Source organism: Noviherbaspirillum sp. ST9 (assembly GCF_048799745.1).
Classification (GTDB): Bacteria; Pseudomonadota; Gammaproteobacteria; order Burkholderiales; family Burkholderiaceae_D; genus Noviherbaspirillum.
The window spans coordinates 158,420-173,431 of record NZ_JBLWFR010000004.1; the positions used below are offsets into that span (position 1 = coordinate 158,420).

Sequence of the window (15,012 nt, forward strand, 5' to 3'; positions counted from 1 at the left end):
CTTACTGAGCGACGACGGTCGCCGTACCTTTCGCCAGATGTTCACGCACCGTGCTCTCGTCGACAGCAAAGCGCAGGCCGAAGCAAGTGAAGCCGCCGTCCGCCGGATTTGTCAGGCGTTCGTAGATGCTGATGCCGCCTGCGTCGGATGCCCAGCGGCCGCCCTTGAGCAGTTTCTCGGGCGGATTCAGGCTGCTCTTGTCCGCCAGCTTCGGATTGCGGTCACCGTCCTTGAGGGCAGCATCGAACTGTTCGTTGTACCAGTCGGCCACCCATTCATAGACGTTGCCCGCCATGTTGTAGGCGCCGTAGGGTGAGCGGCCATTGTGGAAGGAATCGACCGGCACCAAGTGGCAGTCCGGCATGCGGTTGTAGCCGGCGAAAGTATCGTCAGGATGCTCATTGCCCCACGGCCAGACGCGCTTGTCCTCACCGCGCGCGGCCTTCACCCATTCGGCTTCGGTGGGCAGGCGGAAGCCCATGAAGCGTGCAAACTCCACGCTCAGATCCCACGACATGTGCGACACAGGCAGGTCTTCCTGCGGCCGCGTGAGGAAGTAGCCGTTTCCGTCGAGGCGGACGGCGCAACCCTCGTCATTGCCCTTGGCCGTGGTGTACTGGACAGCGTGCTGCGGCTTGCCTGCATTCATGAAGCGCTGGAAGTCGCGCGCGCGCGCCTCGAACTTGCCGATGTAGAACCCGTCCTGCCATACCTTCACGTCGCGGTACCACTTGTTGTTCGGCACGAACACGGCGCCCTCGCGCTGGGCGCCCTCGACCGGATACCAGAACCAGCCGCCCGGCACGTGCACGAATTCGACCCCATTGACGATGACTTCGCGCGGCAGGTCGGACGCGGCGGACGATGTGCCAGCCGCCAGCATCAGGAGCGCGGAGAGGAGAGCGGAGAAGCAGGTTTTGATGTTCATGGTTTTTTCGTCTTTGCCGTTTTGTCCGCGGACGCTTCACGCACCAGGCGGAAACCGATCGAATCGAGGTGCTGGGCCGCGTCGTAGTGGCTGCGCATGGCGCAACGCATCTGGCGCGGCTCGGTGCGGAAGGCGCCGCCACGGATCACCTGTTGCGGCGTTGCGGCGGATACCTTCGGGTTGTACAAGGCATGGCGCGCATAGCCGTCCGGCAGGTAGCTGTCTTCGGTCCATTCCCAGACATTGCCAAGCATGTCATGCAGGCCGAAAGCGTTCGCAGCCAGCTTGCCGGTCTCGCTCGGCTGCGGACGGTAGGAGCCGCGTACCCCGTACCAAGCCTGCCCGGCGAGCTCGCCGCCAATGGCCAGCTCTTCGGATTTGGCGCCGGCACGACAGGCATATTCCCACTCTGCCTCCGTGGGGAGCCGAAAGCGCTCCTTGCCTTCGGACAGCTTCGTCAGGCGCTCGGCGAATTCGCGCGCTTGCGTCAGCGTGACCGAGGCCACAGGCAGCCCGGGGTTGGCCGGCGGTTCGCCATCCATGACCTTCTGCCATTCGCCCGTGCGCACTTCCAGCTTGCCCATCCAGAAGGCATCGACACAGACCTCATGGCGCGGACCCTCGTCTTCGGAGAGGGGAGCGTCATGCCGGATACGTTCCCAGAACACGTTGGGCTTGAGCGGCACATGTTGCTCCGTACCCATCTGGAAGCAGCCTTTCGCAACACTGACGAAAGCCATGCCCGTAGCCGGCTCTTGCCAGTTGGCCGGCGCAGCCTGCACGGCGGAAGCCGCGCACAGGATCAGCCAGAAATAATGTTTCATTCCTGTTCCTCACGATTCCGGGAGGGGCGCATGCGCAGCCAGTAGAACCAGCACATGCTGCCCACCGCCGCAACCACCGTGGCAATCAGCCAGGGCATGGTCGGGTCATAGCTGATGCGGTAGCCGACCCAGGTGTCGAGCTGTGCATACGTCAGGCGACCGTCGGCGAGCTCGATGGATTCGCCCGGGTGCAATACCACGCGCTTGTCCTCCACCCGCACGAGCAGCGGATAGGTCGCACGTTCCGCGCCAGGTACCACGCGTTTCGTCCCCTCGCTGCGCTTGATCGATTCCATGTCGAGCATGATCCAGGCCTCCGGTCCGCCCGGCAACTGCCAGGCGGCAGAGCTCGCATAGCCGTCCGATCCGACGTAGTCGAGATGCACCGAGCCGAATTCCATGCTTCCTTGTGCCGATTGCCACATGAACTTGGGCGCGAAGCCGCGCCGCGTCGGATAGATGCGGTAGCCGTTGAGCAGCAGCGGGCGGTCTTGTCCAATATCGGCGGCCTGGCTTGCGCCGGACGCATCCCACCATCGCACCATGTTGTGAATGCGGTGTTCGCCGTCCGCTGGCAAGGCGATCAAACCCTCATTGCGAAAGCGCAGCGCAGACAGTTCGCCGCGGTGCAGCGGGCCGCTCCGTTCGCGGTGGAGCTTGCCGGTGAAACTCGCATCCTGGTCCAGTGTCGTGGTCGCGTCCAGATAGGTCAGACGGGCGGCAACCAGCAGCACCACGAAAGCCAGTAGCGCGAGATGGAACACCAGCAGCGGCAGGTCGGTGCGAAAGCGTGGCGTCGATACGATCGCCGCCAGCAGGTTCAGCACGAGCAGCGATAGCGGCGGAACGGTCGCCATGGTCGGATTGCCGCCGCCTTCCGCGACCCATAATGCACCTGCTGCCATCAGCAGGAAGAACACCACCGTCCATTTCGGCGCGGCGATTTCTTTCACGATACGGCGCCATCCGAAGCGCGACAGCGCAGCGTGCGCCAGCGATGCCGGCTCGGAAGGTGCCGTCCGCAATCTCACCATCCCTCCTGGCAGGTTTCCGTCATCCAGGTCTTGCCTGTGCCGTCGCCGCAGGCGGTTTCGGCCCAGGCGCCGCTGACACGCCACGCATTGATGCGCAGCAGCGCATTGCGGTAATACGGCGGGGCGTTGACCTGTCCGCCCATGCTCGCGCAGCCGTTGGTATACGTCTGCGTAATTCCGCTTTCCGGGCCCACGCAGGCGGTGTTGACCAGGAAGGCCTTGTTTTTCCACCCGTGTGGCACGGCGACATGGCAGTAGGTGCAGGGGACGCCATCCTTGCCGCTCCAGCCATGGCTCGCCTCGGTCGCGCCGGCGAATCCGCTCACGGAACTGGTCGGCTGGTGGCAGTTGCCGCACACGCCCGGGCTGGACGGCGATTGGCCCGTATAACTGCCCGGACCGGTCGCAAGGGGCAGGCTCCAATCGCCCTTGAGCAGGAACGGCTTGTTGGACCCATGCGGGCCCTGCACGACGCCGGCGGCCTTGCCGGTGGTCACCGCCCATGCGCCGGGGTCCCCGTGGCAGTCGGAGCAGTACATCGTCTGGCGACCGACGTTGGTGGAGAACGGCGCCTTGATGTTCGACCAGCTCGCGCTCCCGCGCTCATCCTTGTCACGCCCGGTCGGATACATCACCGGATGCCACGAGCGGTGGTTGTTGGTGCCGCCGGGCGGCGACGGCGTCGGTGCGCAGTCAGAACCGGTACCGGCGGGATCGCCGCAAGCCTTGCCGGCATTGGTGGTTTCACCTTGGTCCGTCGTGGTTCCGGGGATATCCGGATTGGCCGTGTTGAACTTCACCGATCCGAACTCGGCCGCCACGTTGGTATATCGCTGCACGCCGTTGGTGCCCGAAGCCGTGCCGCCGCCCGTATTGCCCAGCGACGGGAAGTCCACCGCCGCGGTCGGGTTCGAGTAGTCAGAATGGCACTTGAAGCACAGTTGGTATTCGCGCGTCAGGTAGGGCTGGCTTCGCGTGAAGGTCGATGAGGTCGGGTCGCCGTACTTGACCTCGTAGCGGTCAGGCTTTTGCGGCCAGGTATTGCCGAGCGCCGTGGTGTACACCGGCTCGACACCCCAGGTGCCGCGCAAGACACCGGATGCCACGTTACCGTCGGCACCCTTGTTGGCGGTCGTGCCGGCGACCTTGTGCGTGCGCTCGAGGCCGTCGCCGGTATCCGATGACGTGCCGTAGAAAAATGGGCTGCGGCGTACGCGATGCGGGTTGTGGCAGTCAGTGCATTCGACATGGCGCTTGTCCTTGCTGCCAACCGTGCCGTTGCAGGCGGTTTTCTGCGCTGCCGTCAGGTGGCTCGTTGTCGTCGGTTCATCTTCCGCCGTGCCGCCTAGATTTTTCCGGCATTCCACAAAATTCGCATTGCGGATGTTGTGGTTTTCGGTGGTCGTGCCGCCGGTCTGCTCCTCGGTCTTGATCGGCATGCGGTAGCTGCGGCTGTTGAACTCGTACTCGATGTTCGGCACGATGCTCGTGGCGTTCGACCCGATGATCTTCGTCCCCAGGCCGGTATGACACTGGTAGCAGGTGTTTTCGACCGCGGAGACGGTATCGAGCGCCGAGGCGGCCACTGCTGCGCTCAGCTTGCGGAAACTGTCCGCCGCATTGTTTGACGGCGTCGCATTGACGCCCTCCCGCAGCAGGCGGCGCGAACCCTGTGCAGTATGCGTGTCATGGCAGTTCAGGCAACCGACCTGCCAGACTTGCGGCGTGCCGGGGAAGCCACGGCGCGACGCTGCGGTATCAATGTAATACTCGTCAGCGACGACCTTCTTCGCATGCGCCGATTCCGCCCAGGAATTGCCCAGCTTGGGATGGCAGGCCAGGCAGATCTGATCCTTGTCCTTGTCGAAGGCACGGTTCCCTGCTTCCTCCACCTGGAACCGGTTCGTGCGGAGGAATTTCTGTGCTTCCAGGTGCGGGTCGTGGCAGGTTGCGCATTGCACCTGGCCGGCGCCGCTGGAGCCGGTTGCCTCCAACGGCAGCAGCGGTTTGTAGGTACTGCTACGAATGCCGATAATGTTGTTGCCGGCCAGATCGCGCTGCTTGGGATCCGTTGTCGTCAGACGCGTCATTTCACCGTCGGCAGCGGCGAGCGCGTCGTCATAGGTGACGGATATCGGATGGTCGTTGCTGAGATCTTGTTGAAGATTGCGCGTGAAACCGCTGAGCTGTCCGTCGCCGTCCGGCATGTAGGTTAGCGCAGCGCCATTCTTGTCGGTCATGGAAATGGTGACTGCCTTGCCTTTCAGATTCAGTACGCTACCAATTGCCACCATACCGTCATGGCAGGAAAGGCAGAGCACCGAGCTGCCGCCGGGATCAGCGCTGAAACCATTGGCGATGCTGTCGGCATCCATCGAAGCGGACGTATAGCGGGTGTAGGAGCCTGCCGAAGAGCTGCGGTTCCACAGTGGCCCGGCAATGGTGGTGCTGGCATTGTGCGGCGTGTGGCAGAACACGCAGACCTGGGTTTCCGACTCGGCTTTGACGTTGCGATCGGCCTTGCCGGTCTTGGACAGATTGTGCGCGGTCGCCGCGATGCCGGTAAGCGGCGGCGTCGTCTGCGCGATCGCGGTCACGGCGCCCAGCGTCGCGGCGAGCGTCGCCAGCCCGAGCAATGCACGGGCCTTTCGCGGCAGTGAACCCAGCCGGGCCAGTACACTGGCATTCCATTGAAAAGGTGCTCTCACTACTTCCATCCCCCTTTTGTTTTTCTTCGGGATCCCGCTTGGTTTTCTTACGGCAGCGGCGCGATCGGCTCGTTCGACAATGCGCGCTTGGCGGCCTTCACGTTCTTGATCATGTTCTTGACCGACTCAGGCATCTTCTTGCTCTGCGTGGCCATGTCCTTCATCTGGTGCGACAGGTAGGAGTGGTTCATCAGGATGTCGAACACCGACAGCATGAATTCCTGCTTCCACGGCGTGAGCTTCTCGATGTTCTCGAACTTGTGCATGAAGAACTTCTTCGATGCCATCGCCAGTTCCTTCTCCACTTCCTCGACGGTCATGTTGGTCGGCTTGAGCACCGGCTGCACCAGGTTGTACTTGCTGTAGTCGCGCGTGACGACGTAATCCTTCAGCTCCGGATACAGGTCCGCATACGGCCACGGCGCGATGGCGAGGAAGAAGGCCATGTCCGGGTTGTACATCTTGGCCAGCTCCACTGTGTTGGCGATGGACTCTTTCGTATCCGTCGGCATGCCGAGCACGAAGGAGGTTTCCGACACGATGTCGGCCTGGTTGATCAGGTCGATCGCCTTGCGCGACTGCGCGACCTTGGTGCCCTTGCGGAACAGGTTGAGCGTCGCCTGGTCGCCCGCTTCCACGCCGACGTAGATGTGCTCCACGCCTGCGAGGCGGTACTTGTCCATGATGTCTTCGTCGCGCACGATGTCCACCACGCGCGTTTCCATCAGCAGCTTCACGCCCGGCTTGCGCTCGATCATCAGGTCGAGGATCTTTTCCCAGCGCGCGCGGTCCATGGTCGGCGTTTCGTCGGCCAGCATCGCTACCTTCACGCCGTATTTCTGGTGCAGCATTTCCAGCTCGGCCACGAAGTGTTCCGGACTGCGCGTGCGCCAGCCGCGCTGCCAGAACAGCTTCTGCGAGCAGAACGAGCAGTTCTGCGTGCACCCGCGCGACGAAGAGACAATCGCGAGCCGCGCATCGTTCTTCGCGCGGTACTTGTAGATCGGCCATTCGACGAGATCCCACGCGGTGGGCAGCGCGTCGAGGTCGCAGATCATGGGCGCGGCCTGCGTGGTCACCACGCCGCCGTCGCGCCAGAAGGCCAGGCCGTTCACCTTGGCCGGATCGTCGCCGGCGTTCAGGCAGTCGAGCAGCTTGACCAGCGTGTGCTCGCCTTCGCCGCGCACGACGAAGTCGATGACGTCATGGTCCGCCTGCAGCATTTCGTCATAGCAGAAGGTCGCGTGGACATTGCCGATCAGCGTGACGGTCTCGGGATTGATCGTCTTCGCCAGGCGCAGCACGCCGATGGCGGCGAACACGGCTGCGGTGAAGGCGGAAGACGCCACCGCATCCGGCTTGAAATCTTCCAGACGCTTGCGGATCTGGTCCTGGTCGTGCCACAGCGCCATGGCGTCGTAGTAATCGACTTCATAGCCTGCCGCGCGCAATGCGCCGGCAACGTAGACGAAGCCGAGGTTCAGCCAGGTGCCGGCGGATTCGACCACGCCGGAATGGTAGGGGGCGGTCACCAGCGCGACGCGCTTGACCTTTTTCGGGGCCTGCTTGCGCTCCGGCGACTTGCGCACGAAGCTGATGGGTTGTTCGATGAGGCTCATTTGTATTCAATCCTTGTATCGTCTACCGCTGCCTGGTTCCCTCCCCCTTGCAGGGGGAGGGCTAGGGTGGGGGTAGTGAGCGTGCACAATCGCAGTCGTGTGCTCAGCCTCACTACCCCCATCCCAACCTTCCCCCTGGAAGGGGGAAGGAGCCCGGCAGCGATTGATGGAGAGGTAGTCAGTCGTTCGCGTGCATCAACGTGCACCAAGCGAGCTTTCCAACACCTCTTCCGTCGTCTCTTCAATCGCCGAATCCGCCAGCTCGCCGCACGGACACGCCGGTGGCACCATCGGCGTGCGCGGCTTGAGCAGTCCGGACTTGAAGCGGATCGAGAAATTCACATAGGCCTCGAGGAAGCGGAAGATCCGCTTGTCACCCATCGGCCCGACCGTGCGCTCGCTCGGCATTGCCGACACTCTCCCGCTCGCATCGCGCTGTGCGCGACCCACGATCTGGAAGTTGCCCTGCTCGTCGCAGAATCCGAGGTTATCGGTCTGCACCGCCAGCACCGTTGGCAGGTTCGCCACGTCGTAGTGCCGCAGCAGGCCCACTTCACCTGGCTGCAGCGGCGCGAGCGTGTCGAGGCTGACCGCCATGGTGCGCGTCCACGGCGGGTTCTGCCGCATGCGACTGGCCGCCGGCAATCCCTTGACCGTACGCCGCAGCGTGTTGTCGAAATAACCGGTCGAGCTTTCCGCCATGCCCAGCACGTTCACGCAATGGGTCGCCGGGATGCCCAGCACTTCATAGGCGAGGCGCAGGTAATCCTCCTGCGTCACTTCACCGAAGCGCCCGCGATAACCGCCGCCGTCACCGATGCGGCTGCCTGCGGGCAGGTGGAAGGACACGCCGCGCTTCTTGCAGGCATTGAAGAAAAACACGAAGGCCGACGTCGAGCCGATCATCGCCACCGGCACGCCGCTGGTTTCCGATTCGGTCAGCGCCTGCACCAGTGCGCCGACGTCGATGCCACTGTGCGAAAGCAGGAAGCGGCTGTCCGGCGTGCCGAACAGGCGGCGCGTCTCGTCCATGCCGACCGCCATGCCCATCGAGGGCGCCATCTCCGGGCTCGGCGCCAGGATCAGCACGCGGCAGCGTTCGCCCTTGGCGAAGTCCGGGAACAGGTAGGCGCCGGTCATGATGCGGTTGGCGTCCAGCACCAGTTCGCGGCCGATCTCGTCGCGGAAGATCTGTCCGCGCACGATGGCGGTGGTACCGCTGGTGAGGTTGGCCATCACCGCTTCATCGAAGGGGAAGGAGGTGACCAGCTCGGTCTTGAAGCTGTCGGTCGGGAAGGCGGGGATGTCCTGCCAGCGCGCGACGTTGCCCGGGCCTTTGCCGAGTGCGTTGCAATACGCACGGTAGGGCAGGTTGTTCTTGTACTGGTAGGCAAACGTGTCGAGCGCGAGCTGGTCGAAGGGGGCGGGATCGCCGTCGACGCCTGCGGCGAACATGGCGCGGACGCGGCCGGCGAGCTGCTCCCGCTCTGTCTTGTCGATGTCGGAGGGGGCCGTCATGTTTACACCGCCCACGCGATGACCAACCCGGTGCCGCCCAGCATCGAGGTGCCAAGCAGCGCATGGCGCAGCTGCACCAGCCTGTATTGCATGCCGGCAAGCGCTGCGTTGCCCAGCCTGTTGCGCAGGATGCGGCGGCTCATGCCGCACAATGCCAGCGCGACCACCGAGCCGATGCAGACGCGGGTAAACAGTTGCGACAGGTCGGCCAGCAGGACGGCGTCGCCGGCGCGCGTACGCAGGAAGACCAGCGCGATGAAGCTGCCGATCCACGTGCCGGTAAACAGGTCATGGCAAAAATCGTTGAGAAGCACGAGCCACGGTTTCATCGATTGCACCTCGTTTCGTTGCCCGGCGCAATGCCGGGCGGATTGTAAAAGCAGTACGGGTCCGCTCTACTCGGTCTTGTTGCCGAGGAACTGGAACACCACGACGCGGTTGTTGTACATGTCCGCGACATAAACTCTTCCCTTGCTGTCCGTCCAGACGCCGGAAGGCAGCGTGAAGCGATCGTCCTTCATGCCGCTGCCGTTGATCGCGAGCAGCAGTTGCGCTTTCTGGTTGAAGGCCAGCAGATGGCCGTGAAGGGATTCGACGACATAGACGATGTCGTCGCCCACCGCCACGCCTTTCGGCCGCACCATGTTGCCGACCGTGGTGCCGCGCTCGCCGAAGCTGCGCAGGTGGTTGCCTTCCGAGTCGTACACCTGCACGCGGCTGTTCAGCGTGTCGGTGACATACAGGTACTTGTCGTCGAAGCTCATGAGCGTCGGGCCGTTGAGGCTGCCCTCGCGCTCGCCGGCGCCGCCGAAGGTGTTCACCAGCTGGCCCGTGCCGTCATATACCTTGATGTCGTTCTCAACGGTGTCCGCGACGTACAGCAGGCCGCGCTTCTTGTCGAAGGCAAGTCCCGTCGGGCGCTTCAACTGGCCGACGCCCAGGACGCTGACCGGCTCGCCCGCGCTGTTGACGCGGAAGACGGCGCCGAGCATCGCGTCCGAGACGGCGATGTGTCCATCCCATACCTGCTCGACGGCGATCGGCGACCCGATCGCCATGTCCGGCTGCAGCACCTTCCACACCATCAGCTGGCCGCCTTCCTTGTTCGACTTGCCGTCCGCGGGTGGATTCGGATCGAAGACGACGACGGCGTTGCGGCCCGCGTCGACGACATAGATGCGCCCCTTGTCGTCGGTCGTGCCGTGCTGCGGCCGCTGCAGGGTCAACACCTCTTCAGTTTCGAACAGGCCGACAATCCAATTCATCGCGGAGACGAGCGTCGTCTCGGTCTTGTCGGTTCGCGTGAAATTGCGTTCGCCCACCAGTTCGCCGACGTAGCGGTAGCGCGGCGGGTCGGGCGGTTGCGGCCATACCAAGTCGGGGCGCGCGTTCTTGGGGCGCGCGTCGTAATCGAAGTGACCGCGAATGACATTGCTCGCGCAGCCCGTCAGCAGGGCGGCAAGCAGGGACAACGCGGCGAGGCGCCAGGCGGGCAGGAAGTGCATCGGATTCTCTTTGCTTCGCATTGCGGCCTGGCCTGTCGCACGCGCGACGCAGCAGGGCGCGGCTCATTGTTGAGCCGGGCAGGCCTGATCTATAACCTTTCTACGCAAATAGGATTATGTGGGAGGCAATTGCAATGCCGAACGGCAAGGTGCGATGACGTTGAAATTCCCTATCCCAAGTCAATTCGCAAATGGAAAAACTGTGTTTTATTCCCGATTTGGAGAATTCCGCGTGTCATTTCAGGCGGTCGGGATTGTCGGCGACGGACTTTGCCGCTTCCATCGCCTTGTCATAGCTTTCGCACGGAAAGCCGGCTGCGGCGACCTGGTTGTTGGCGCGCACTTCATAGGTCATCCAGTGGTCTCCCTCCTGCTTGAGCACCACATCGCCCGGCTGGCAGTGCACCGCGATCTCATCGTCGCGGTACAGCGTCACGATGTTGACGTTATTGTGCTGGACGAAGGTCGGCATGGCGGCTCCCGGTGACGGACATGCTCGTTGGACAAGGAAATCCTTGCCAGGTTTTCATCTTCCCGCACGCGCGATTGTCACTTCACAAACGACTTCGGCAAAACGCAATACAGCGTTGAAAACATGCCCCTTTTTTGAGGATTGTTGAGTTGCGCCGTGCGCGGTAAACGCCTATAGTCTCCCCATGCGCACACAACAGCGTGCGAATACAAGAGCAGATTCACTACTGGACCACTTTCCAGATAGGTAAGGGCTCCAGGAATCTACTCTTGTATTCAAAACGGAAAGCCCGCCCTCGAGCGGGCTTTTTTGTTGTCTGTCAACTGTCTGGATGCAACGGCACGTGCCTGCAAATTGACCAATCCCCGATGCTTCGGTGTAAGATTCACCTCGCAAAAAAAATCCATCTCAGGATGAGGCAGGAGACAAATAAAGCCCGCTCGGTCAATCGCCGAGCGGGCTTTTCCATTCTGGCGTCGAGCAATGTTTCTCCTGATATAACAACTGTGTATAACGGTTATCACGACAATAAAGCAGACGCTCGCTTGGTGGAGGACTATAGTTACTCCTGTCTCCTCCAACTCTCCTAGAATTGGATTTAACCCGCTACCGCAAGGCAGCGGGTTTTTTTTTGCCGGTTTGATCCAGATGCTTGGGGACGGCGGCAATGCCCGCTAGGATATGGCGGTTGATCCAAGGAAACCGCCATGAAATCCCTCTCCCTCCTGTTCGTCCTCCTCGCCGCATTCGGCCTCGCGCAAGCGCAAACCGTCGTCCCCAAGCTCGACCAGGACGGCCGCAAAGGCGACATGGCCCGCCTCGCGCACAAGCAGGCGCAGGACAAGTTCAATACCGCCGACGCCAACAAGGACGAGCGGATCTCCAAGGAAGAGGCGGCCGCGACGCTGCCGTACGTGGCGGAGCACTTCGATCGCTACGACAAGGACAAGGATGGCTTGCTGACGTGGGAAGAGTTTGTTGGACATAATCGCTGGAAGAAGGACTGAGCTCGCGATCCGCGTGACGAGGCGTGCGGGCGCCGACGGCAGTCCTCCCCCTCTTCACCACACCCGTCATTCCCGCCTGCGCGGGAATGACGGGGGAAATAAGTCAGTGCAAAAAGCCGCAACACCCACCCGCTTCACCCCATTTACACCTTCCGACACCCCACCCGCCCCCAACCAAAATCCAACACAAGAACCCCGCAATTAACCCCCTTTTCCCGGTGGTTAGCCACATATCATTTCGACCCGGAAATACTTGATCTGGGTCAAGGTGCGAGAGTTTTGCGGATCGCTAGAATCCTCGATGGCCACCCGCCTCCGGGTCTGTTTTTCCCGGCGGCCGAGCCGCCCGCTGCCCCTTCAATCCAAGACCACGAGCCACACCATGAATGCATCCTTGCTTTCGTCTCTCATTTCCGTCTTGGCCCGAGCAGCATCCCCGCAAGTCGCCGTATAATCGCGGCCCCGCACCGAATTCACCACCGTAACCACTCATTCAGACAGACAGCCACAAGGCCATTAGGGAGTCTATACATGCATAAACTGGAAAGCGCCGCGATCGTCAGCGCTGCTGCACTCGCGGAGCCGCAAGACATCTCCACCGAAGTGTTGATCGAAAAGTACGCAAAAGGCGACGAGACCTCGATCGAGCAGGTCATCACCCGCGTATCCAAGGCGCTTGCCGAGATCGAACCGCCCAAGACGCGTAAGAAATACGCAGAAGAATTCCTCTGGGCGATGCAGAACGGTTTCATCCCCGCCGGCCGCGTATCGAGCGCCGCGGGCACCGGCCTGCAGACCACGCTGATCAACTGCTTCGTGCAGCCGGTCGGCGACTCCATCACCGAAGACGTCGCAGGCAAGCCCGGCATCTACACCGCGCTCGCACAAGCAGCGGAAACCATGCGTCGCGGCGGTGGCGTCGGCTACAACTTCTCCGCCATCCGTCCCAAGGGCGCGATGGTCAAGGGCACCGGCAGCTCCGCCTCCGGCCCGATCTCCTACATGAAGGTCTTCGACCGCTCCTGCGAAACCGTCGAATCAGCCGGCGCACGCCGCGGTGCACAGATGGCCGTGCTCAACGTCGAGCACCCGGACATCGTCGACTTCATCACCGTCAAGCAGGAAAAGGGACAGCTCAACAACTTCAACGTCTCCGTCGGCGTCACCGACGCCTTCATGAAGGCCGTTGAGATCGACGGCGAGTTCGAGCTCGCGCACAAGGTCGAGCCGAACGCCGACCTCAAGTCCAAGGGCGCCTACCTGCGCGAAGACGGCAAGTGGGTGTACAAGAAGGTGCAAGCCCGCCTGATCTGGGACCTGATCATGCAGAGCACCTACAACGCCGCCGAACCCGGCGTGCTCTACCTCGACCGCATCAACCAGGAAAACAACCTTTCCTACGCCGAATACATCGAGGCGACCAACCCCTGCGGTGAACAGCCGCTGCCGGACTACGGCTGCTGCTGCCTCGGCTCGCTCAACCTCACCGCCTACGTCGAGAAGCCGTTCTCCGCCGATGCCAAGTTCGACTTCGACCTGCTCGCCAAGGTCACCAAGCTCGGCGTGCGCATGCTCGACAACGTCCTGATCGCCACCAAGTGGCCGCTGCCGGAACAGGCACGCGAAGCCGACGCCAAGCGCCGCCTCGGCCTCGGCTTCACCGGCCTCGGCGATGCGCTCATCATGCTTGGCGTGCGCTACGACACCGAAGAAGGCCGCATGCTGGCCGCTAACATCTCGCGCGTCATGCGCGACGCAGCGTACGAGAGCTCTGTCGAACTCGCGCAAGAGCGCGGCGCCTTCCCGCTGTTCGATGCAGATAAATACTTGAGCGCCGGCTTCGCCTCCCGCCTGCCGGAAGGACTGAAAGCCAAGATCGCCAAGCATGGCATCCGCAACTCGCACCTGACCTCGATCGCCCCGACCGGCACCATCTCGCTCGCCTTCGCGGACAACGCCTCCAACGGTATCGAACCGGCATTCTCCTGGTTCTACAACCGCACCAAGCGCATGCCCGACGGCACCAAGAAGGACTACACGGTGGAAGACCACGCCTACCGCGTCTACCGTGCGCTCGGCAACGACACCAACAACCTGCCGGAAGCCTTCGTCTCCGCGCTGGAAATCTCCGCCATCAACCACATGCTGATGGTCGCCGCCGTCGCCCCCTACATCGACGCCGCGATCTCCAAGACGGTGAACGTGCCGGAAGACTACCCGTACGAGGAATTCAAGGACCTCTACATGGAAGCCTGGCGCCAGGGCCTCAAGGGCATCACCACCTACCGCCCCAACGGCGTGCTCGGCGCGGTGCTCTCGGTCGCAGGCACCAACACCAACCCGCAACCGATGCAACTGACCGAACAGGACAAGCGCCTCGTGCTGAAAGACCTCGCGATGGCGCCCCCGATGGCCTCGCTGCGCTGGCCGTCCCGCCCGCGTCTGCAGGCAGGAGCCTCCGCATGGATCAGTGAAATCATCGACACCCCGCAAGGCGAATTCGCCGTCGCGGTCAGCGACAAGGACGGCGTGCCCTTCGAAGTCTGGGTCCTCGGCGGCCAGCCCCCGCGCGGCCTCGACGCCATCGCCAAGACGCTCTCCACCGACATGCGCGCCAACGACCGCGGCTGGCTGCGCCGCCGCCTCGCGCTGCTGGGCAGCGCCTACGGCGACGCCTTCGACATGCCGATGCCGCCGACCGGCCAGATCGTGCAAGTCCCGAGCGCAACCGCCGCGTTCGCCAAGCTCGTCGAATTCCGCTACAACCAGCTCCGCGCCCTCGACAAGCAGGACAACGACCCGACCCCGGTGCTCGACGCCCTGTTCGCCCCGCACGAGCCCAAGACCGGCACCGACGGCACGCTGGCATGGGTGGCAGACGTGCGCAACCCGTCCACCGAAGACGACTTCGTCCTCATGCTGAAGGAACTCCAGATGCCCGACGGCACCCGCCGTCCGTACAGCATGTGGCTGACCGGCGGCCACCCGCACACCCTCGACGGCCTGTGCAAGCTGCTGTCGCACGACATGCGCGTGGTCGACCCCGCGTGGATCGGCATGAAGCTGCGCAAGCTGCTGAACTATGCGGAACCGCGTGGTGACTTCCTGGCGCGTGTGCCGGGTAGCGAGAAGCAGGCCAGCTATCCGTCGACCGTTGCGTACATTGCGCAGCTGGTGATTCATCGCTATGCGATGCTGGGCATTCTTACGGAAGAGGGGATGCCGGTGAAGGCGATGGGTGTGGTGACGGATGAGCCGGCCGCGCATTCGGCCAAGCCGGCGCCGACGATTCACGGCAAGCTGTGCCGCGAGTGTGGCAATACCACGGTCATCAAGAAGGATGGGTGTGAGTTTTGTACGGCTTGTGGGGCGATTGGGGCTTGTGGCTAAGGCGTGC

Annotated in this window: 11 protein-coding genes; 2 read left to right on the forward strand and 9 right to left on the reverse strand. The window is 62.8% G+C overall.

Going from position 1 to position 15,012, the window contains the following annotated elements:
- Window position 1: 1 nt before the first annotated feature.
- The 9 genes from ACNOHI_RS09855 to ACNOHI_RS09895 form a co-directional block, all read right to left on the reverse strand.
- Window positions 2-928, reverse strand: coding sequence for a formylglycine-generating enzyme family protein (locus ACNOHI_RS09855; RefSeq protein WP_420474494.1), 927 nt, complete (start codon window positions 926-928; stop codon window positions 2-4).
- The gene (locus tag ACNOHI_RS09860) at window positions 925-1,752 is read right to left on the reverse strand and encodes a formylglycine-generating enzyme family protein (RefSeq protein WP_420474495.1); all 828 of its coding nucleotides are present in this window, start codon (window positions 1,750-1,752) and stop codon (window positions 925-927) included. The genes ACNOHI_RS09855 and ACNOHI_RS09860 overlap by 4 nt, the downstream gene beginning before the upstream one ends.
- Window positions 1,749-2,786: a hypothetical protein gene (locus tag ACNOHI_RS09865; protein ID WP_420474496.1), complete on the reverse strand. Its 1,038-nt coding sequence runs from the start codon at window positions 2,784-2,786 to the stop codon at window positions 1,749-1,751. Before ACNOHI_RS09865 ends, ACNOHI_RS09860 begins: the two co-directional genes overlap by 4 nt.
- Window positions 2,780-5,494 (reverse strand): cytochrome c3 family protein, encoded by a 2,715-nt coding sequence (locus ACNOHI_RS09870; protein WP_420474497.1) that lies wholly within the window; start codon window positions 5,492-5,494, stop codon window positions 2,780-2,782. The genes ACNOHI_RS09865 and ACNOHI_RS09870 overlap by 7 nt, the downstream gene beginning before the upstream one ends.
- Before the next feature lie 47 nt (window positions 5,495-5,541).
- A complete protein-coding gene (locus tag ACNOHI_RS09875) occupies window positions 5,542-7,113 on the reverse strand; it encodes a B12-binding domain-containing radical SAM protein (RefSeq protein WP_420474498.1) in 1,572 nt (523 codons plus the stop codon).
- 195 nt (window positions 7,114-7,308) lie between these two features.
- Window positions 7,309-8,631, reverse strand: coding sequence for a hypothetical protein (locus ACNOHI_RS09880; RefSeq protein WP_420474499.1), 1,323 nt, complete (start codon window positions 8,629-8,631; stop codon window positions 7,309-7,311).
- A 2-nt stretch (window positions 8,632-8,633) separates the two neighbouring features.
- Window positions 8,634-8,960, reverse strand: coding sequence for a hypothetical protein (locus ACNOHI_RS09885; RefSeq protein WP_420474500.1), 327 nt, complete (start codon window positions 8,958-8,960; stop codon window positions 8,634-8,636).
- Window positions 8,961-9,026: 66 nt separating this feature from the next.
- Complete coding sequence (locus ACNOHI_RS09890; RefSeq protein ID WP_420474501.1) at window positions 9,027-10,136, reverse strand: 6-bladed beta-propeller; 1,110 nt, start codon at window positions 10,134-10,136, stop codon at window positions 9,027-9,029.
- Between the two features lie 235 nt (window positions 10,137-10,371).
- Complete coding sequence (locus ACNOHI_RS09895; protein WP_420474502.1) at window positions 10,372-10,608, reverse strand: hypothetical protein; 237 nt, start codon at window positions 10,606-10,608, stop codon at window positions 10,372-10,374.
- 707 nt (window positions 10,609-11,315) lie between these two features.
- On the opposite strand from ACNOHI_RS09895, the gene ACNOHI_RS09900 reads away from it, so the two are divergent.
- A complete protein-coding gene (locus tag ACNOHI_RS09900; protein WP_420474503.1) occupies window positions 11,316-11,615 on the forward strand; it encodes a hypothetical protein in 300 nt (99 codons plus the stop codon).
- Window positions 11,616-12,146: 531 nt separating this feature from the next.
- Complete coding sequence (locus ACNOHI_RS09905) at window positions 12,147-15,005, forward strand: adenosylcobalamin-dependent ribonucleoside-diphosphate reductase (protein WP_420474504.1); 2,859 nt, start codon at window positions 12,147-12,149, stop codon at window positions 15,003-15,005.
- Window positions 15,006-15,012: the final 7 nt, after the last annotated feature.